The 18,174-nt window shown below is 70.2% G+C and carries 21 protein-coding genes; 7 read left to right on the top strand and 14 right to left on the bottom strand.

Features of this window, described 5'->3' with window-relative positions:
* Positions 1 to 49 precede the first annotated feature (49 nt).
* The 5 genes from egtD to ACZ7CF_RS28895 all read right to left on the bottom strand — a co-directional run bounded on the left by egtD (position 50) and on the right by ACZ7CF_RS28895 (position 4,699).
* Positions 50 to 1,021, bottom strand: a complete 972-nt coding sequence (gene egtD, locus ACZ7CF_RS28915; RefSeq protein ID WP_470371032.1) for an L-histidine N(alpha)-methyltransferase — start codon at positions 1,019 to 1,021, stop codon at positions 50 to 52.
* A complete protein-coding gene (gene egtC, locus ACZ7CF_RS28910; RefSeq protein ID WP_458431188.1) occupies positions 1,018 to 1,743 on the bottom strand; it encodes an ergothioneine biosynthesis protein EgtC in 726 nt (241 codons plus the stop codon). The genes egtD and egtC overlap by 4 nt, the downstream gene beginning before the upstream one ends.
* 3 nt (positions 1,744 to 1,746) lie before the next feature.
* Positions 1,747 to 3,036 (bottom strand): ergothioneine biosynthesis protein EgtB, encoded by a 1,290-nt coding sequence (gene egtB / locus ACZ7CF_RS28905; protein ID WP_458431187.1) that lies wholly within the window; start codon positions 3,034 to 3,036, stop codon positions 1,747 to 1,749.
* Complete coding sequence (locus ACZ7CF_RS28900) at positions 3,033 to 4,235, bottom strand: glutamate-cysteine ligase family protein (RefSeq protein WP_360400112.1); 1,203 nt, start codon at positions 4,233 to 4,235, stop codon at positions 3,033 to 3,035. Before ACZ7CF_RS28900 ends, egtB begins: the two co-directional genes overlap by 4 nt.
* Before the next feature lie 299 nt (positions 4,236 to 4,534).
* The gene (locus ACZ7CF_RS28895) at positions 4,535 to 4,699 is read right to left on the bottom strand and encodes a hypothetical protein (RefSeq protein ID WP_360400109.1); all 165 of its coding nucleotides are present in this window, start codon (positions 4,697 to 4,699) and stop codon (positions 4,535 to 4,537) included.
* Between the two features lie 140 nt (positions 4,700 to 4,839).
* Here ACZ7CF_RS28895 and ACZ7CF_RS28890 point away from each other — a divergent pair, with 140 nt between their 5' ends.
* Entirely contained in the window at positions 4,840 to 5,433 is a 594-nt protein-coding gene (locus ACZ7CF_RS28890; protein ID WP_360400106.1) for a TetR/AcrR family transcriptional regulator, read from the top strand.
* A gap of 31 nt (positions 5,434 to 5,464) precedes the next feature.
* On the top strand, positions 5,465 to 6,754 hold the full coding sequence (locus tag ACZ7CF_RS28885) for a cytochrome P450 (RefSeq protein WP_470371031.1): 1,290 nt from the start codon (positions 5,465 to 5,467) through the stop codon (positions 6,752 to 6,754).
* A gap of 154 nt (positions 6,755 to 6,908) precedes the next feature.
* On the opposite strand, the gene ACZ7CF_RS28880 is transcribed toward ACZ7CF_RS28885, so the two are convergent.
* Entirely contained in the window at positions 6,909 to 8,381 is a 1,473-nt protein-coding gene (locus tag ACZ7CF_RS28880; protein ID WP_360400100.1) for a peptide MFS transporter, read from the bottom strand.
* Between the two features lie 178 nt (positions 8,382 to 8,559).
* Between ACZ7CF_RS28880 and ACZ7CF_RS28875 the strand changes: the two genes are divergently transcribed.
* On the top strand, positions 8,560 to 9,093 hold the full coding sequence (locus ACZ7CF_RS28875) for a TIGR03086 family metal-binding protein (protein WP_360400097.1): 534 nt from the start codon (positions 8,560 to 8,562) through the stop codon (positions 9,091 to 9,093).
* 333 nt (positions 9,094 to 9,426) lie between these two features.
* On the opposite strand, the gene ACZ7CF_RS28870 is transcribed toward ACZ7CF_RS28875, so the two are convergent.
* The 4 genes from ACZ7CF_RS28870 to pdxT form a co-directional block, all read right to left on the bottom strand.
* Positions 9,427 to 9,894: a GNAT family N-acetyltransferase gene (locus ACZ7CF_RS28870; RefSeq protein WP_470371030.1), complete on the bottom strand. Its 468-nt coding sequence runs from the start codon at positions 9,892 to 9,894 to the stop codon at positions 9,427 to 9,429.
* Positions 9,891 to 10,391, bottom strand: coding sequence for a DUF4262 domain-containing protein (locus ACZ7CF_RS28865; RefSeq protein ID WP_470371029.1), 501 nt, complete (start codon positions 10,389 to 10,391; stop codon positions 9,891 to 9,893). Before ACZ7CF_RS28865 ends, ACZ7CF_RS28870 begins: the two co-directional genes overlap by 4 nt.
* A gap of 73 nt (positions 10,392 to 10,464) precedes the next feature.
* A complete protein-coding gene (locus ACZ7CF_RS28860; protein ID WP_360391528.1) occupies positions 10,465 to 11,214 on the bottom strand; it encodes a YebC/PmpR family DNA-binding transcriptional regulator in 750 nt (249 codons plus the stop codon).
* A complete protein-coding gene (pdxT, locus tag ACZ7CF_RS28855; protein ID WP_458431183.1) occupies positions 11,211 to 11,834 on the bottom strand; it encodes a pyridoxal 5'-phosphate synthase glutaminase subunit PdxT in 624 nt (207 codons plus the stop codon). The genes ACZ7CF_RS28860 and pdxT overlap by 4 nt, the downstream gene beginning before the upstream one ends.
* Positions 11,835 to 11,906: 72 nt before the next feature.
* Here pdxT and ACZ7CF_RS28850 point away from each other — a divergent pair, with 72 nt between their 5' ends.
* Entirely contained in the window at positions 11,907 to 12,536 is a 630-nt protein-coding gene (locus tag ACZ7CF_RS28850) for a GNAT family N-acetyltransferase (protein ID WP_470371028.1), read from the top strand.
* Between the two features lie 85 nt (positions 12,537 to 12,621).
* Here ACZ7CF_RS28850 and ACZ7CF_RS28845 read toward each other — a convergent pair whose 3' ends face one another.
* Complete coding sequence (locus tag ACZ7CF_RS28845) at positions 12,622 to 13,956, bottom strand: amino acid permease (protein WP_360392666.1); 1,335 nt, start codon at positions 13,954 to 13,956, stop codon at positions 12,622 to 12,624.
* A gap of 139 nt (positions 13,957 to 14,095) precedes the next feature.
* Positions 14,096 to 15,283: a trans-sulfuration enzyme family protein gene (locus ACZ7CF_RS28840; protein WP_360391535.1), complete on the bottom strand. Its 1,188-nt coding sequence runs from the start codon at positions 15,281 to 15,283 to the stop codon at positions 14,096 to 14,098.
* Between the two features lie 74 nt (positions 15,284 to 15,357).
* On the opposite strand from ACZ7CF_RS28840, the gene ACZ7CF_RS28835 reads away from it, so the two are divergent.
* Positions 15,358 to 15,798, top strand: coding sequence for an Lrp/AsnC family transcriptional regulator (locus tag ACZ7CF_RS28835; RefSeq protein ID WP_360391538.1), 441 nt, complete (start codon positions 15,358 to 15,360; stop codon positions 15,796 to 15,798).
* Here ACZ7CF_RS28835 and ACZ7CF_RS28830 read toward each other — a convergent pair.
* Complete coding sequence (locus ACZ7CF_RS28830) at positions 15,795 to 16,103, bottom strand: AzlD domain-containing protein (RefSeq protein ID WP_360391540.1); 309 nt, start codon at positions 16,101 to 16,103, stop codon at positions 15,795 to 15,797. The genes ACZ7CF_RS28835 and ACZ7CF_RS28830 overlap by 4 nt on opposite strands.
* Complete coding sequence (locus ACZ7CF_RS28825) at positions 16,082 to 16,750, bottom strand: AzlC family ABC transporter permease (protein WP_458431181.1); 669 nt, start codon at positions 16,748 to 16,750, stop codon at positions 16,082 to 16,084. The genes ACZ7CF_RS28830 and ACZ7CF_RS28825 overlap by 22 nt, the downstream gene beginning before the upstream one ends.
* Before the next feature lie 103 nt (positions 16,751 to 16,853).
* Here ACZ7CF_RS28825 and ACZ7CF_RS28820 point away from each other — a divergent pair, with 103 nt between their 5' ends.
* Both ACZ7CF_RS28820 and ACZ7CF_RS28815 read left to right on the top strand, forming a co-directional pair.
* The gene (locus ACZ7CF_RS28820; protein WP_360391546.1) at positions 16,854 to 17,408 is read left to right on the top strand and encodes a helix-turn-helix domain-containing protein; all 555 of its coding nucleotides are present in this window, start codon (positions 16,854 to 16,856) and stop codon (positions 17,406 to 17,408) included.
* Between the two features lie 67 nt (positions 17,409 to 17,475).
* Entirely contained in the window at positions 17,476 to 18,090 is a 615-nt protein-coding gene (locus tag ACZ7CF_RS28815; protein ID WP_360391549.1) for an LppU/SCO3897 family protein, read from the top strand.
* Positions 18,091 to 18,174: the final 84 nt, after the last annotated feature.

Below are 18,174 nucleotides of genomic sequence, written 5' to 3'. Positions count from 1 at the left end.
CATCACTGCGGGCGCACCGTTTGTACCCGCCTATCGGAGGGTTGTCGGCTCAGATCGCCCGCGCCAGCGAGACGGCGAAGCGGTCCCGCGAGTCGGTCCACCACCGGTGCAGGGTGAACCCGGCGTCCTCCAGCTCCGCGCGCACCCCGTCCCGCCGGAACTTCGCCGACACCTCGGTGCGCAGCTCCTCGCCCTCGCGGAACTCCACCGCCAGGCCGAGACCGGCGAGCGTGACCGTCATGGCGCGCGTGGCGCGCAGCCGCATCTCGATCCATTCCTGCTCGCTGTTCCACAACGCCACGTGCTCGAACGCCGCGACGTCGAAGTCGCCGCCGAGCTCGCGGTTGAGGACGTTCAGGACGTTGCGGTTGAACGCGGCCGTCACGCCCTGCGCGTCGTCGTAGGCGCGCACCAGCGTCTCGCGGTCCTTCACCAGGTCCGTGCCGAGCAGCAACCACTCCCCCGGCCGCAGCACGTCGCGGACGGTGTGCAGGAACTTCTCCCGCTCCTCGGGGATGAGGTTGCCGATCGTGCCGCCCAGGAACGCGACCAGGCGCGGTGACACGCCCGGCAGCAGGCCCAGGTGCTGGGTGAAGTCACCGACCACACCGTGCACCCGCAGGCCGGGGTAGTCGGCGATGATCGCGTGGGCGGCCTCGGTGAGCGCGGACACCGAGACGTCCTGCGGCACGAACTCGGTCAGCGTGCCGTGGTCGCGCAGGGCGCTGAGCAGCAGCCGCGTCTTCTCCGACGACCCGGAGCCCAGCTCGACCAGCGAGTGCGCGCCGGTGGTCGCCGCGATCTCACCGGCCCGCGCGGCGAGCACCTCCCGTTCCGCTCGCGTCGGGTAGTACTCGGGCAGGCGGGTGATGTCCTCGAACAACGCGCTGCCGGCCGCGTCGTAGAAGTACTTCGGCGACACCCACTTCGGGTCCGCGGTCAGCCCGGCGCGCACGTCGGCGCGCAGGGCGTGCACGGCGTCTTCCGGTTTGAGGTGAACGTCCAGCACCGGCTCGGTCATGCGGGTCTAACCTCCACAGTGGATGGATCGGCGAGGACGACGTGGTGGTCGGGGATCTCCCGCCACGCCGCGTCGGCGTCGAGCGGTTCGGAGGCGAGCGTGACGCTCACGCCGTCGTGGCGGACCCACAGCGAGTGGGTCCACGTGGTGCCGACGACGACCGAACCGTCGGTCATCAGGAAGTTGAGGCGTGACCCCGGGGCCACGGCCTCGACCTCGTCGCTGAGTTCAACAAGGACGTCGGCGGGGTTCTTCCCCGCGGCCAGCGCCCGTGCGGCGAGCGCCCACAGCAGTGCCGAGTCGGTGGGCGCGTCGAGGGTGAGCAGGTCGGTCACCGGCAGCGTCCTCGCGAGGTCCTCGACGCTGTGCGGCCAGCCCGTGACGCGCCCGTTGTGGCTGAACAGCCACGTGCCGTCGGTGAACGGCGCGCACGCCGCGTCCGCCACCGGCATGCCGGTCGTGGCGTTGCGGACCGCGGCGAGGACCGCGGTGGACTCGGTGCCGCTGAGGGCGCGCAGGTTCGCGTCGCTCCACAGCGTGCCGGCACGGCGGTAGCGCACCGGGCCGGGGAACCAGCCGACGCCGTAGCCGTCGACGTTGACCGAGCCCCCGCCGCGCATGTCCCCCGGTGCGTACGACTGGTGCTCCAGCGAATGCGGTGCGTCGTACAGCAGGCCGGACAAGGGCACGGCGGGGCCCAGGTACGCCAGGTGGCGGCACATCGCCTAGGCGTCCCTGGCGCAGCGGAAACCGGCGAAGATCTGTCGCCGGACCGGGTAGTCCCAGTTGCGGAACGTCGCACGGACCGCGGAGGAGTCGGTGCCGAACGAACCGCCGCGCAGCACCTTGTAGTCGGGTCCGAAGAAGACCTCCGAGTACTCGGGGTACGGGAAGACCTCGAAGCCCGGGTAGCCGTGGAAGTCCGTCGAGGTCCACTCCCAGACGTCACCGATCAGCTGGTGCACGCCGTGCGCGGAGACCCCGTCCGGGTACGCGCCGGCCGGTGCGGGGCGCAGGTGTCGCTGACCGAGGTTCGCGTGCCGTTCGTCCGGTGCCGCGTCACCCCACGGGTAGCGGCGGCTGGTACCGGTCGCCGGGTCGTGCCGTGCGGCCTTCTCCCACTCGGCCTCGGTCGGCAGCCGCTTGCCCGCCCACGTCGCGTAGGCCTGGGCCTCGTGGAAGCACACGTGCACAACGGGTTCGTCCGGCACGATCGGCTCCGTCACACCGAACGCGGTGCGGCTGAAGCTCGTGCCCTCGCGGTGCCAGAACCGGGGTGCGGTGAGCTTGGCGCGCGTGCGGTGCACCCACCCCTCGTCCGTCCACAACCGACGGTCGGAGTACCCGCCGGCGAGGACGAACTCGGCGTACTCGCCGTTGGTGACCGGGGTGGTGTCGATGAAGAACGGGTCGACGTGGACGGTGTGCGCGGGGCGTTCGTTGTCCAGGGCCCACGGTTCGTCCGAGGTGCCCATCTCGAACGGTCCGCCCGGGATGAACGCCTCCGTCGCGGCGACGAGGTTCCCCTTCGGCGGAGGGGGCGCGTGCAGCACCGGTTCGCCGGTGCGCAGCTGGTGGGTGGCGAGCATCGTCTCGTCGTGCTGCTGCTCGTGCTGCACGATCATGCCGAACGCGAAGGCGTTCTCGACGAGCCTGCGGCCCTCGAGCGGGACCTCCTCCAGCACGTCGAACACCTTGCCGCGCACGTCACCGACGTACCGGCGGGCCTCGGCGGGGTTGAGCAGCGGCAGCTCCGGCCGCACGCTGCGCCCGTACTTGAACGCGTCGTAGTACTCGTCGATGTCGCTGCGCACCGGTTCACGCCCGCCGACGTCGCGGACGAGCCAGAGCTCCTCCTGGTTGCCGATGTGCGCGAGGTCCCAGACCAGCGGCGACATGAGCTTGGAGTGCTGCCGCACGAGGTCGTGCTCGTCGACGGCATCGGTCAGGGCGGTGGAACGCGCGCGAGAACGCAACAGTTCCTCCGCCACCCGCTCGCGGAGTTCTTCGGTCACAGCTTCCCCTCCAGCTCCCGGCTGATGGTGCTGATCTGCTCGTCGGAGAGACCGGTGCGGGGCAACGCCTCGATGCCGAGGGCGACGACGTCCTTCGCCGCCCGCGCGATGCGGTCGTCCGCCATCCCGTGCCGTGCGGCGACGAGCCACCGCCCGGCCGCCCGTTCCGTCGCCGCCAGCACACCGTCCACAACGGACTGGTCGCTGAACAGCGCGACGAGCAGCGCACTCGGCGCGATCCAGCCGCCCGGCGGCGGCGTGTCCAGGTACCGGATCTCGATGTACCCGCGCGGCCGCACCGGCGGGAACATCAACGACATGTGGTAGTCGAGGTCGTCGCTGGTGGGGCTGCGGTCGAGCGCCCCGTCGATCCAGTCGGCGAACGTGAGCCTCCTGGGCGGGACCCAGTTCGGACCCGGTCCCCTGACGACGATGACGGGCGTGTCGACCACCCGCCGCGCGTAGGCCGCGGCCGGATCGGCGCACACGGCACTCGGCCTGGTGCGCACGGGATCCGTGCCGTACAACGTCCGCATCCGCGCGGAGGCCCAGTCCTGCCGCTGCCCGCCGAGCCCCGGTGAGTTCGCGAACAACGCGACCATCACCGGCCCGAGCTGGTGCACGGCGGCCCACCTGGCCCGCAGGTCCTGCTGTTCGCCGAAGTCGAGGCACACCTGCAGCCCGGCGGTGCTGCACATCATGGAGATGCCGTCGTGGCCGAGGCGGCCGAACTCGTGCTCCATCGCGGCGTAGCGCGGCACCCGCAGCACCCGGCTCGGCGTCCGGTGCGCGTCGGCACCCCTGTCGCCGAGGACGAGGCCCTGGTCCGCGAGCAACGCGGTGAGCTGCTCGACGTCCGTTTCGACGGTGGTGAAGAGCGTGGGGAGGGAGGTGCAGGGAGGTGTGGAGATCTCGACCTGCCCGCCCGGTTCGACGGTCAGCGGCGTGCCGCTGGGAAGCGGCCTCTGCGGGCTGTCCGGAACGAGGGTCGGCGGCGCGTGGTCTCCGAGCGCCGCGGCCAACCTTCGCTGGTCCAGGGGTAACGCGGGGTCTTCTGCGTGGTGGACGGTGAACTCCAGTTCCACGCCGAACAACCTCGGAGGCCCGTGCTTGAAGCAGACCGAGGCGACGTAAGCCTCGGCCTCGGCGCGGTCAGCGAACCTGACCGGCGCCGGTTGGTCACGCAGCGCAGTCGTCACTACACACTCCCCGTGATCGGATAAGCGCATTCGACGCTACACGCGGGCATTGCGGCTCGCACGCTCTCGCGGACGTGCAAATCCTTACAGATCAACGACGTGGCGTGCGCGCACGCGTGTGCCCAGGGGTTTGCGTGGCGGATGTGTCGAGTTGCCCGCTTCGTTCACGTTCACGCCCCGCGCCTCCCCCGCTGCTTCTACTGGCGGTGGAGTCAGCCAGATGTCGACCTCCACCGTGCGCAGGCGGCCGTAGACCTGCTGGTCGACGAGGTGGCGGTGCCGTCCGCGGTCGGCCGAGGTCAGCCGGACCGTTCCCGGTCCCGGTTCTCCGCGAGCGCCGCGATGAGGTCGGTGGTCGTGCGGCTGAGCAGGAGGTCGACCACGTGGACGCCGGTCGAGACGCGCCGCCGCCACCCGAGGCGCTCGGCGAGCGCCGACAGCTTGACGAACTCGTGCGTCTCCATGGCGCAGGAGGATATTGGCGCTCACGCCGCCACCGGGACAGGCCAGGCCGGAGATCCACTCGAAAGGATCACACGGATGGAGCTGTCCAATCCGTACGTACGGATTGGATTTCCGGTCCCCGTCCTGGGACCATCTACCGGTGCCCAGGGTCAGCCAGGACCACCTAGACGCCCGCCGTCGCCAGATCCTCGACGGTGCGCGTGCTTGCTTTGCGCGCCACGGCTACGAGGGTGCCACGGTACGCCGTCTCGAAGAGGCCACGGGACTGTCCCGCGGTGCGATCTTCCACCACTTCCGGGACAAGGAGTCGCTCTTCCTCGCCCTCGCGGAGGACGACGCGCTGCGGATGGCCGACGTCGTGGCCGAGCAGGGCCTGGTCCAGGTCATGCGCGACCTGCTCGACGAGCCGGAGAAGCGCGACGAGGGCCACGCGGCGGACTGGCTGGGCACGCGCCTGGAGGTCTCCCGGCGGCTGCGCACCGACCCCGACTTCCGCGCGCGGTGGGCCGAGCGGTCCGAGCAGTTGACGGCCGCGACCCGGCAGCGCCTGCTCCGGCAGCGGGAGGCCGGCAACCTGCGCGACGACGTCGACGTGACGGTGCTGACGAGCTTCCTGGAGCTGGTGCTGGAGGGCCTGGTGTCGCACCTGGCGATGGGGCTGCCGGCCGACGACATGGAGCCGGTGCTCGACCTCGTCGAAGAAACCGTGCGCCGCCACCGCCGCAGCTCTTGAAGGTTCTTCACGTAAACCCCACTGTGGACGCATGCCGTCCTCGCTGAAGACCACCGTCCAGTTCTTCGCGCTCCGCTCTCTCGTGCGCGGCTATGCGCTGATCGGTGACCCGTACGCCGGTGTCATGGCATCACCGCCGGACCGCGACCCGTACTCGATGTACGAGAAGGTGCGCGCCAAGGGCGACATGGTGCGCAGCAAGATGGGCGCCTACGTCACGCCGTCGCGTGCGTTGTGCGACTCGGTGCTGCGTGACCCGCGGTTCGTCACGGCGACGTTCGACGAGGCGTCGATGATCCCGATCACGCTGGTCAAGGACGGCCACAAGGTCGTGAACCCGGTGCAGGACTCGTTCCTGATGAAGAACCCGCCGGACCACACCCGGCTGCGCAGGCTGGTGCAGCCGTTCTTCACCCCTCGTGCGCTGAAGGACCGCACCGCGTCGATCCAGAAGATCGTCACGGACCACCTCGACCGGCTGGACGACCGGTTCGACGTGGTGGCGGAGTTCGCGTCCCAGGTGCCGATCCAGGTGATCGCGGACCTGCTGGGCGTGCCGGACGACGACAGGGCGCTGTTCGCCCGCTGGGGTTCGTCGCTGGCCGAGACGCTCGACGGCGTCTGGTCGCACAAGCAGCTCAGGGACCTGCACGCCACGATCGTCGAGTACAACGACTTCATCGACGGGCTGATGGACGAGCGGCGGCGCAACCCGCAGGACGACATCGTCAGCCACCTCGTGACCCAGCACGCGGACCTCAGCCGCGAGGACCTGGTCGCCACCACCGGGTTGCTGCTGTTCGCCGGGTTCGAGACGACGGTCAACCTGATCGGCAACGGCGTGCTGAAGGCGTTCGAGAACCCGCACACGGTCGCGCCGCTCGCGCAGAGCCCGGAGTACGCGGAGGGGTTCGTCGAGGAGGTGCTGCGGCTCGACCCGCCGGTGCAGTACACGATCCGCTGGCCGAAGGAACGCCTTGAGCTGGCCGGCGTCTCCCTGCCGAAGGGCATGCCGGTGATGCTGCTGCTCGCGGCGGCCAACCGTGACCCGCGAGTGTTCTCCGACCCGCTCACGTTCGACCCGACGCGGTCCAACGCGCGCGAGCACCTCACGTTCTCCGCGGGCATCCACTACTGCATCGGCGCGGGCCTGTCGCGCATCGAGGGCGCGGTCGCGTTGCACGAGCTCTTCAAGCGCTTCCCGAACCTCGCGCAGGACGGCCCGATGGCGCGGCGCAGGTCGAAGCTCATCCGCGGCGCGTTGCGACTTCCGGTTCGTGCGAACGAGCCCAAACGATCACTGGCGGTGAAGCAGACCTGACGTGGGGCGAAATTCGCGGGCGCACGTGCCCTACTTCACCTGTCCGGAGCAATGTTCGTGCCCCAATGACACATCTCCGTAGTGCATGCTTGAAGGCGAGAGGGAGACCCGCCGCACCGCCGCCGCGACGGGCCTCCCTCTCGCCTTGTGCGCCTCACTCGACGCCCGACATCAGCTTCCTGATGGCAGGGGCCGCCACAGCCAGCGCGATGCCGAAGACCACGGCCGCACCGCCCAGCGTGAGGAAGTACGCCGACGGGCTCGTCGTGTAGAACTTCACGAGCTGCGCGGCCACACCGGTGCCGGCCGAGGTCGCGAGGAACCACAGGCTCATCGTCTGCGAGGCGAACGCGCGCGGCGCCAGCTTCGTCGTCACCGACAGGCCCACCGGCGACAGCATGAGCTCACCGGCGGTCATGATCAGGAACATCAGCACCAGCCACAGCGGCGTCACCTTGCCGTCGGCCGCCGAGTTGCTCGCGAAGTACATGAGCACGAACGACAGGCCGACGAGCACGAGCGCACCGGCGAACTTGCGGGGCGTGGACGGCGCCCGCTTGCCGAGCTTCACCCACAGCAGCGCGAACAGCGGCGCCAAGGCGATGATCATGATCGGGTTGATCGACTGGAACCACGCGACCGGGAACTCCCAGCCGAACACGTGGTTGTCGACGCGGGAGTCGGCGAACTCGGCGATGACCGAGGCGCTCTGCTCGAAGATCAGCCAGAACATGGCGGCGGCGACGAACAGCGGGATGTAGGCGACGACCCGCGGCTTCTCCTCCGGCAGCGTCTTCGGGCTGCGCAGCATGACGGTGAAGTACGCGATCGGCAGGACGATCGACATGATGCTGATCATCAGGATGACGCCCTCGACGTCACCGAGGAGGTAGGAGACCACACCGAGCGCGGCGATGGCGACGGCGACACCGGCGATGAGGCCGTAGACGCGGCCCTTCTCCTGGTGCGGCAGCGGGTTCGGCGCCACGGCCGCGGACCCGCGCAGGTGCTTGCGGCCCAGGCGGTACTGGACGAGGCCCAGCGCCATGCCGACCGCGGCGACGGCGAACCCGGCGTGGAAGCCGATGCCGTCCGCGAGCGCGCCGGTGATCAGCGGCGACACGAAGCCACCGATGTTGATCGCCATGTAGAAGATCGTGAAGCCGGCGTCGCGGCGGGTGTCGGTCTTGTCGTACAGGCCGCCGACGACCGTCGAGATGTTCGGCTTGAGCAGGCCGGTGCCGAACACGATGAAGATCAGGCCGACGTACACGCCGGTGATGCCGATCGGCAGCGCCAGTGCGATGTGGCCGCACATGATCAGGACGCCGCCGTAGAAGGTGGCGCGCTGGCCACCCCACACGCGGTCGGCGAGCCAGCCGCCGGCGACGCCGGACATGTAGACCGCGGTGCCGTAGATGGCCACGACGGACAACGCCAGCGCCTTGTCGACGCCGAGACCGCCCTCGGACACGGCCGTCCACAGGTAGAGGCCGAGGATGGCCTTCATCCCGTAGAACGAGAACCGCTCCCACAGTTCGGTGAAGAAGAGCGTGGACAGGCCTCGGGGGTGGCCGAAGAAGCCCGTGTCCTGCTTGCCGGGGATGCTGGCGCTAGGGGCGCTCACGTCATCGTCCTCTCGTGTCAACGATGTCACGGCGGATCCGGTGCACATTACGCCGAACGCTCGTACTGTTTGCAATCGGGGTTGCGTCCAAGTGGCCCAACTCTCAGGCCGTCGTGCGGGGTCGGGCGGTGTTTGATGCACTGCTGGGGTGGACTTGATCCAGGCGCACGGCCTCGCAATGACGGAGTTCGACCGTCGGGTGCGGGAAATCGCCCCCGACCAGTGGGAGCTGGGTACCCCCTGCCGGGAGTGGTCGGTCAGAGATCTGGTGGGCCATCTGGTCCACGAGCAGCTCTGGGCGCCGGAGCTGCTGGCGGGCTGCACCACCGAGCAGGTCGGTGACCGGTTCGACCACGACAACCTCGGCGACGACCCGCTGGTGTCCTGGGTGGTGGCCGCGGCGGCGGCGCGCGAGGCGTGGCTGGAGCCCGACGCGCTGTCGCGGCCGGTGCACGTGTCGAGCGGGCTGCTGGACGCCGCCGAGTACTGCTGGCAGATGACGACGGACCTCGCGGTGCACGCGTGGGACCTGGCGCGCTCGATCGGCGCCGACGAGCGCATAGACCCGGACCTGGCCGCGACGGTGCTCGCGTACGTGGAGCGCAACGCCGACGAGTGGAGTGCGACGCCGATGTTCGACTCGGCCGTCCCGGTCGCTCGGGACGCGGACGACCAGACCCGCCTGATCGGACTGCTGGGACGCAAGCCGTAGCCCTTCCGGTGTGCAAGCGCCCCGCCCCGCATCCCCCTCGCCTCCTGCGAGGCGGGGCGCTCATCCCCCACTGCGCGGCCGGTGACCCCCCGGTTCCGGCCGCACCGCAAGTTCTACCGCCCGCGGCGTTGTCCGGTGTCGGCGCACGACCACCGGACAACGACCTCCGGACAACCCGCCGCCACGACGCGACGCGCCCCCTGGCACCGGATGTGCCAGGGGGCGCGGGGTGCCGGACGGATCAGCCGACGTGTGATCGACGTCCGCACCGGTGTGTGGTCGTGGGTGGACCGCCCAGGACTCTGCCAGCCGCCCGTGACCGGCACCTGAACCTCAGATGACCTTCCGCTCCAACGTGACGAGTGTGATGCCCAGCCCGTCGACGCGCTCGCTGATCTTCACGAACCCGGCGCTCTCGTACAGCCGGATGTTCTCCTCGCTGCGGGCACCGGTGAACAGCCACAGGACGTCGACCCCGCTCGGCGCGGCACCGGCGGCCGCGTCGAGGAGCTTCCTGCCGGTCCCCCTGCCCTGCTGGTCGGGCGCCACGAACAGGCGGGCGACCTCCATGCGGTCCCCGTCGACGTTGCCGCGCACGCTGCCGACGAGCCGGTGCCCGTCGAACGCGCCGAGCGCGGGCTGCCCGGAGGAGATGTGGTCCCGCACCTGCGCGAGCGTCTCCACCAGCGGCGGCAGGTCCCACGCGCCGTACCGGCGGGCCTCGACCAGGTAGGCGGCCCGCTGCACGGTCATGACCTCACCCGCCCGGTCGGCGTCGAGTGCCCTGATCCGGATGCTCACGGCCCGTTGACCCCCGGCGTCCAGCTCTCCGGCACACCGCTCTCGGTGAGGACGAGCTGGTGGTCGCCGAACCCGGCGGGCGCGTCGGGCTGCCACGGCCAGTGGCCCTGCGGTGTCGGCACGATGATCTGCACGGCGGCGAACTCGGAGCCGTCGTAGAGCAGGTAGGCACTGCCGAGGAACTCCGGGTAGAAGCCCTTGTAGACGCGTTCGAACGTGATCGGCACGCCGTTGAAGAAGTCGAAGTACAGCTGCCCCGGCACGAACCGCTCCCCGGCGCTCGCCCGCTTGACGTACGCGTTGACGAGCGTCTCGCCCATGCCCTGGTCGAGTCCGATCACGACCGCCTCGGCCACCCCGAACCGCCGCCACGCGCCGACCGAGAAGACGTAGCCCGCTCCCTCGGCGTCCGGTGGCACGACGATGGTGGCGTGACCGTGCCGGTCGGCCAGGGAGAGCAGCCGGGCACGCAACTCGATGTCCTCGTCGGAAAGCACGAAACCCACCCTACGCACACGGAACGGGCGGGTGAGCCGTCCGGCCCACCCGCCCGCCCACCGCCGGAAGAGGTCAGCCGACCTCGGCCATGACCTCGTCGGACACGTCGAAGTTCGCGAAGACGTTCTGCACGTCGTCGCAGTCCTCCAGCGCGTCGATCAGCTTGAAGATCTTCTTGGCGCCCTCCGCCTCGAGCGCGACGGACACCGACGGCAGGAAGCTCGACTCGGCCGACTCGTAGTCGATGCCCGCGTCCTGCAGCGCCTTGCGCACCGGGATCAGGTCGCCGGCCTCGGAGACGACCTCGAAGGCCTCCCCCAGGTCGTTGACCTCCTCGGCACCCGCTTCGAGCACCGCCATCATCACGTCGTCCTCGGTCGTGCCCGCCTTCGGCACGATCACGACGCCCTTGCGGCTGAACATGTACGACACCGAGCCGGGGTCGGCCATCGAACCGCCGTTGCGGGTCATGGCCGTGCGGACCTCGGTGGCGGCGCGGTTGCGGTTGTCGGTGAGGCACTCGATGAGCACCGCGACACCGTTGGGCCCGTAGCCCTCGTACATGATGGTCTGCCAGTCGGCGCCGCCGGCCTCCTCGCCGCCGCCGCGCTTGCGGGCCCGTTCGATGTTGTCCAGCGGCACCGAGTTCTTGCGGGCCTTCTGGATCGCGTCGAAGAGCGTCGGGTTGCCGTCGGGGTCGCCACCACCGGTGCGGGCGGCCACCTCGATGTTCTTGATCAGCCGCGCGAACAGCTTGCCGCGCTTGGCGTCAATAGCGGCCTTCTTGTGCTTGGTGGTCGCCCACTTGGAGTGGCCGCTCATTTCTCCTCCGTCGAACTTCGGACCATGTCAACGAACAGTCGGTGAACGCGCTCGTCCCCCGTGAGCTCCGGGTGGAACGCCGTGGCCAGCACGTTGCCCTGCCTGACCGCGACGATCCTACCGGCGGCGTCACCCGCCTCAGCCGTGACGGGCACCGTAGCGAGCACCTCGACGCCGCTGTGCACCGCCTCCACCCAAGGTGCCCGGATGAACACGGCGTGAACCGTCTCGCCCTCCAGGTCCAGGTCGGTCTCGAACGAGTCGGCCTGCCGGCCGAAGGCGTTGCGCCGGACCGTGACGTCCAGGCCGCCGAGCTGGTGCTGGTCCTCGCGGCCGTCCAGGACGGTGTTGGCGAGCAGGATCATGCCCGCGCACGACCCGTACGCGGGGAAGCCCGCCTTGATCTTGGCCCGCAGCGGCTCCAGCAGCTCGAAGTTGTCGAGCAGCTTGCTCATGGTCGTCGACTCGCCACCGGGGAGCACGATCCCGTCCAGCTCGTCCAGCTCCTCGGCGCGCCGCACGGGCCGTGCGGTGACATCGCACTTCGCGAGCGACACGAGGTGTTCCTGGACGTCACCCTGGAGGGCGAGCACGCCGATGACGGGAGGGGCAGCAACCATGCCTGCCAGCTTATTCGAGGTGGTCAGCGCACACCTCGCCGGTCCGCCGCCCGCGTGGGGCAGGATCGGCGCATGACCGGTTCGCACCTCACCGCCGTCGTCGAGGACTGGGTCAGGGGCTGGGCGCTGTCCCGCGGCACCCCTGCGCCCGTCGAGGAGCCCGACGGCTACCGCATCGACGTCGGGCTGCCGGGGCACCGGGTGCGCTACGTCCTGCCGGACCCGGCCGCGGCCGGACCGCGTGCCGCCGGGTTGTCCGAGCCCGGCACGTGGCTGAAGGTCTGCGGTGCGCGCGACCAGGTCGAGCTCGGCCCGGCGTGGGTGGTCGGCGCGCCGGAGCACCTGATGAGCATCGAACTGGGGACGTGGCCGCCGGTGACCCCGCCGGCCCCCTACACCGTGGAGGTGCGCGGCACCGGTGACGTGGCCGAGGCCGTGGTGCTCGCCGGGAGCGAGGTCGCGGCGAAGGGCCGGGTCGCGGTGCACGGGCGCGCCGCCGTGGTCGACGTGGTGGAGACCGGCCCCGCGCACCGCAGGCGTGGCCTGGGCAGCGTGGTCATGTCGGAGCTGACCCGCACCGCCGTGACCCGGGGTGCGACCCGCGCCGTCCTCGTCGCCTCCGAAGCCGGTCGCGCCCTCTACCTGACCCTCGGCTGGACCGCCGTCTCCCCCGTCACAGCGGCCCACCTGCCCGTTCCCTGAAGGCACGCGGGGACCTTTCGTACTCTCAGAGAGTACGAAAGGTCCCCGCGTGCACTGAGCCGAGCAGGAGCTGAGCCGAGGAGGGTCAGTCGACGGGCACGGGCTCCTGCTGCGCCTGCCGCGACTTCACGAACCGCCAGCCGAGGAACAGCACCAGCGCCAGGACGGGGATGGACCAGAACGCGATCCGCTCCGCGTGCCCGGACGAGAACGCCATCTGCCCGACGACGAGCGCGAGGAACCCGAGCGTCAGCCACGACGTGTACGGCGCGCCGGGCATCCGGTAGGAGGGCCGTTCGACCTCACCCCGCAGCGCCTTCTGCCGCAGCTTCATCTGGCAGACGATCAGCGTGGCCCACGTGGACACCACACCGAGCGAGGCGACGGCGATCGCGATGTCGAACGCGTCCTTCGGGACGGTGTAGTTGAGCACCACGCCGAACAGGTAGGCGGCGCCGGTGAACAGGATGCCGCCGTAGGGCACGTGCCGGGAGTTCATCTTGCCGGTGAACGCCGGTGCCTCGCCCTTCTGCGCCAGCGACCGCAGGATGCGGCCGGTGGAGTAGAGGCCGGAGTTGCACGAGGACAGCGCGGCGGTGAGCACCACGGCGTTCATGATGTCGCCGACCGCGGGGATGCCCAGCGCCGAGAACACGGTCACGAACGGCGACTCGGTGCCGGTGTAGTGGTCCCACGGCAGCAGCATCGTCAGCAGCAGCACGGAACCGACGTAGAAGATGGCGATGCGGTAGACCACGCCGTTGATGGCGCGCGGCATGATCTTCTCGGGGTTCTTGGTCTCGCCGGCCGCGATGCCGACCAGCTCGATGGCCGAGTAGGCGAAGATCACGGCCTGCAGGGTCATCAGCGCGACGCCGAACCCAGCGGGGAACAGGCCGCCGTGGCCCAGGGTGTTGGAGACCGAGGCGGTTGTGCCGCCGATGTCCGCGGCGCTGATCACCAGGGCGATGCCGGTGACCAGGAAGACGAGGATCGCCGTCACCTTGATGACGCTGAACCAGAACTCCAGCTCACCGAACAGCTTCACCGACAGCATGTTGATCGCGACGAGGACGACCAGCGCCACCAGCGCGGTGATCCACTGCGGCATGTCCGGGAACCACTTGTGCATGTAGATCGCGACGGCGGTGATCTCGGCGATGCCGGTCATCGCCCAGTTGACCCAGTACATCCAGCCGGAGGTGAAGCCCGCCCACGGGCCGATGAACTCGCGGGCGTACTCCACGAAGCTGCCGGCCACCGGGCGGTGCAGGACGAGCTCGCCCAGCGCGCGCATGACGAAGAACGCCGCGAGGCCGCACACCGCGTAGGACAGGATCAGCGACGGCCCCGCCGCGGCGAGGCGTCCGCCCGCGCCCAGGAAGAGGCCGACGCCGATCGCGCCACCGATTGCGATCATCTGCACCTGGCGCTTGGTCAGCGCCTTGGTGTAGCCGTCCGCATCAGTTTCCACAGAACTCACGAGGAGGTTCCTTCCGAAAACGGAAAATGCCCGCGTCGGAACCTCCCGCGCCCCGACGCGCTGATGCGTCCGGACCTTAGTGAGTGGCGGTCATCACCAAGAAATCAGTTGGGGAAGGCTTAACGTAAGCGACGTCACACAACGCCGCGTCGAGGTCTTCCCAAATGTCCTCGACGTGTTCGAGTCCCACGGAAATGCGCAGCAAATTGTCCGGAACGCCAGAAGCACGCAGTTCTTCTCCCGGAACGAGCCGGTGCGTCAATGCCGAGGGGTGCTCGATCAGGGTGTCGACCGATCCCAGCGAGACGGCGGGCGTGACCAGCTTCAGCCGCCGCACCACCTCGACCGGGTCGCCGTGCACGCCGAACGCGATCATCGCGCCGGTCCCGCGCATCTGCGCCGTCCTGCCGGGGTAGCGCACGAACTCCACCGCGTCGTGCTCGGCCAGCCGCGCGGCGAGGACGGCCGCCGATCGCGACGCCGCCTCGACCCGCAGCGGCAGCGTGGCGAGCCCGCGGTGCAGCAGGTAGCCGCCCAGTGGGTGCAGCACGGCGCCGGTGATGATCCTGACCTGCCGCAACGCCGCCGCGCGCTCCTCGGAGCAGGCCACGACGCCGCCGAGCACGTCACCGTGCCCGCCCAGGTACTTGGTGCCGGAGTGCAGCACGTACGACGCCCCGTGCAGCGCCGGGTTCTGCAGCACGGGCGTGGCGAAGGTGTTGTCGACCATGACCGGGACGGCGCCGGCCTGCCGCACGACGTGCTCGATGTCGACGAGGTCGAGGTTGGGGTTGGCCGGCGTCTCGACAACGACGAGGCCGGTGTCCGGCCGGATCGCAGACGCCACCAGGCCCGCCTCCACGTACGTCGTGGTGACGCCCAGCAGACCCGACGACAGCAGGTGGTCGGTGCCGCCGTAGAGCGGACGCACGGCCACGACGTGCGGTTTTCCCGCCATCACGCAGGCGGCCTGGACGACGGCGGTCACCGCGGCCATGCCACTGCCGAAGGCCACGGCGGCCTCGGTGTGCTCCAGGGCGGCCAGCGCCTGTTCGAACCGCGCCACGGTCGGGTTGTGCAACCGGGCGTACACCGGTGACGCGGCGTGCGCCGCGCCGGTGGCCCACTCCCCCAGCGCCGCCCCGCCGAGCGCCTGGTCGGGCACGGGGTAGGTGGTGGACAGGTCGATGGGAGGAGCGTGCACGCCCAGCTCGGCGAGGTCGTCGCGGCCGCCGTGCACTGCGATGGTCTCCATGCGCGTCATGGCCGGAATGGTGGAGACTTCCTCGGCACAGCGGGCACGGAACCGCACCCGTTTCGGCAGAAGGGCGATTCGCCGTGCTGGATTCGATCGACGAGGCCATCGTGCGGGAGCTGCGGAAGGACGCGCGGCTGCAGAACAAGGACCTGGCCGAACGCGTGAACGTCGCGCAGTCCACGGCCGTGGTCCGGCACCGGGCGCTGCGGGAGCGCGGCGTGATCACCGGCTACCACGCCGAGGTCGACCCGAGCGCGGTCGGGCAGCACGTCCAGGCGATGCTCGCGGTGAAGATCCGGCCGCACACGAAGGAGATCGTCGACCCGTTCATGGCGTACGTGCTGGGCCTGCCGGAAACGCTCGCGCTCTCCCACGTGACGGGTCCGGAGGATTTCCTGGTGCACGTCGCGGTGTCCGACGTCGCTCATCTGCAACGGCTCGTGCTCGACAAGTTCACCAGTCGGCGAGAGGTGACCGAAGTGCACACGAACCTGCTTTTCTCGCACATCAGAAAGCATTAGGCCACGCCGAGCCACCGCAGTCCCGCAGTGGTCGCGGCGGCCAGGACGATTACTGCGACAAAAGGCAGTTTCCGCCACGCCGCGAGACCGCCGACCGCCACTCCGGCGGCGAGCGCCCAGCCGCCGAACTGCTTTCCGCTCGTCAGCGCCGAGATCGCCACCAAGGCGACCAGCAGCACGGTGGCGGAGGCGGACATCAGCTCGCGGACCCGCTCCGGCAGCGTCACTCGGTCGCGCAGCACCGGCCCGGCGAAGCGGATGGCGAAGGTGCCGGCGGCCAGGATCAGGATCGCGGTGACGGGCACGGCTCCTCCTTCGTCGGTGTCTTCTTCTTCGGGGCGCGGAACGCGAAGAGCCCTGCCAGCGCGAGCAGCACGGGCACACCGGCGGGCAGGAACGGCGTCGTCGCCAGCGCGATGACGGCGCCGGCGAGTGCCGCGTTGCGCGTCGCCGCGTCCTTCAGGGCCGGGAGCGTGAGGGCGAGCAGCGCCGCCGGGAAGGCCGCGTCCAGGCCGAACGCCGCCGTGTCCCCGATCGCCTGCCCCACGAGCGCGCCGATGAGCACGCCGGTGTTCCAGCTGAAGAACAACGCCACGCCGCACGCCCAGTAGGCAGCCCGTGCGCGTGCGGGGTCCTTCTGCGCCATGGCGAACGCGGTGGACTCGTCGATCAGCAGGTGGCTGCCGACGACGCGGGCGAGCGGGCTCTTGCCGAGCACGTCCCCGACCGCGAGGCCGAACGGCAGGTGCCGCGCGTTCAGCACGAGACCGGCCAGCACCGCGGCGGCGGGGCTGCCGCCGGCGGCGACCACGCCCACCGCCATGAACTGCGAGCCACCCGCGAAGACCAGCAGCGACATCAGCACCGGCACCCACCACGCCAGGCCGGAGCCCACCGAGATCGCACCGAAGCTGGCGCCGGTCACCGCGGCGCCGAGGGCCACCGCGGTCACGTCGCGCAGGAGGACTGCATCCAGAGTTCGCCAAATCGAACGGACCACCCGATAAGATGAACACCCGGGATCGGTGTTCGTCAAGACGAACGGATGGACTTCTGTGTCGAACGCACCACTCGACCTCATCGCGGCCAACCTCCGGCGGGAGCGCGACCGCAGCGGCATGTCCCTGAGCGAGCTGGCCAAGAAGGCGGGCATCGCGAAGTCGACGCTGTCGCAGCTGGAGTCCGGCGCCGGCAACCCCAGCGTGGAGACCCTGTGGGCGCTCGGCGTCGCGCTGGGCGTGCCGTTCAGCCAGCTCGTCGAACCCGGCGTCCCCCGCGTCCAGGTGATCCGCGCGGGCCAAGGGCCGGTCATCCACTCCGAGCGCGCCCACTACTCCGCGACGCTGCTCGCCGCCTGCCGCCCCGGCACCAAGCACGACCTCTACTGGCTGGCGCTCGAACCGGGCGGCGCCCGCGAGTCGGAGCCGCACGTGCCGGGCAGCGTCGAGCACATGATCGTGGCGACCGGCCGCTGCCTCGCGGGCCTCGCCAGCGACCCGGTCGAGCTCGGGCCGGGCGACTACATCGTGTACCCGGGAGACCTGCCGCACATCTGCAAGGCGCTGGAGCCGGGCACGACGGCCGTGATGGTGATGGAGCACACCGCGTAGCCCGGCAGCGCCGTGGCGGCGCGGTCCGCGAACTACACTCCGCCCCGGAAACCGTCTGGGGGGACACATGTCTGATCCGTTCGCGAGCTTCTCACCCGAGGAACCCGACCTGGCGCCGGAGCGGCGTTCGGCCAGGATCGCCCGCGCCGCACTGGTCGCCGGTGCCGCGCTCGTCGTCGTGCTGGGCGTCGCCTTCTACTACGTGGCAACGAAACCGGCACCCGAGACCCAAGCCGCGCCGACGAGCACGACGCCGTGGACGCCGCCGCAGGACGTGAACGAGCCGCGCCTCGGCGACTGTGCGCGGGTGGCGGGCGGCATGCTCGACTCGACCTACACGCCGGTCGACTGCGCGGCGGGCGCCCACAACTACGTGGTCGGCAGCCTGCAGCGCCAGGGCGAGGACTGCGGTGCGGCGAGCGGCTCGAAGAAGGACAACTACGCGCGGTACCGCTACAGCGGCCGGCTGGGCGTGTGCCTCGTGCCGGTGTTCGCCGACGGCCGGTGCTACGAGTTCTTCACGCTCAAGACCGACCTGGCGGCGGTCGAGTGCACCGGGGTGGGCTTGCGGGTGAGGGTGCTGGCGAACACCGCCGACGGGGCCGCGTGCGGGACGGACGTCCGGCAGGCGCTGGTCTACCCGGAGACCAGGACGACCTACTGCTTCTCCCGGCCCACTTAACCATATAGCAGACAGGGGCCCTTGCCACAAGCCCCCGTTCATCCCTCAAACTCATCGCGCTAAGCCACAACCAGGCGCTTGGGG

It is taken from the genome of Lentzea sp. NPDC036955, assembly GCF_055608005.1.
The sequence above is the reverse complement of the archived record's forward strand: the minus strand, read 5'-3'. Positions and strand labels throughout refer to the sequence as shown.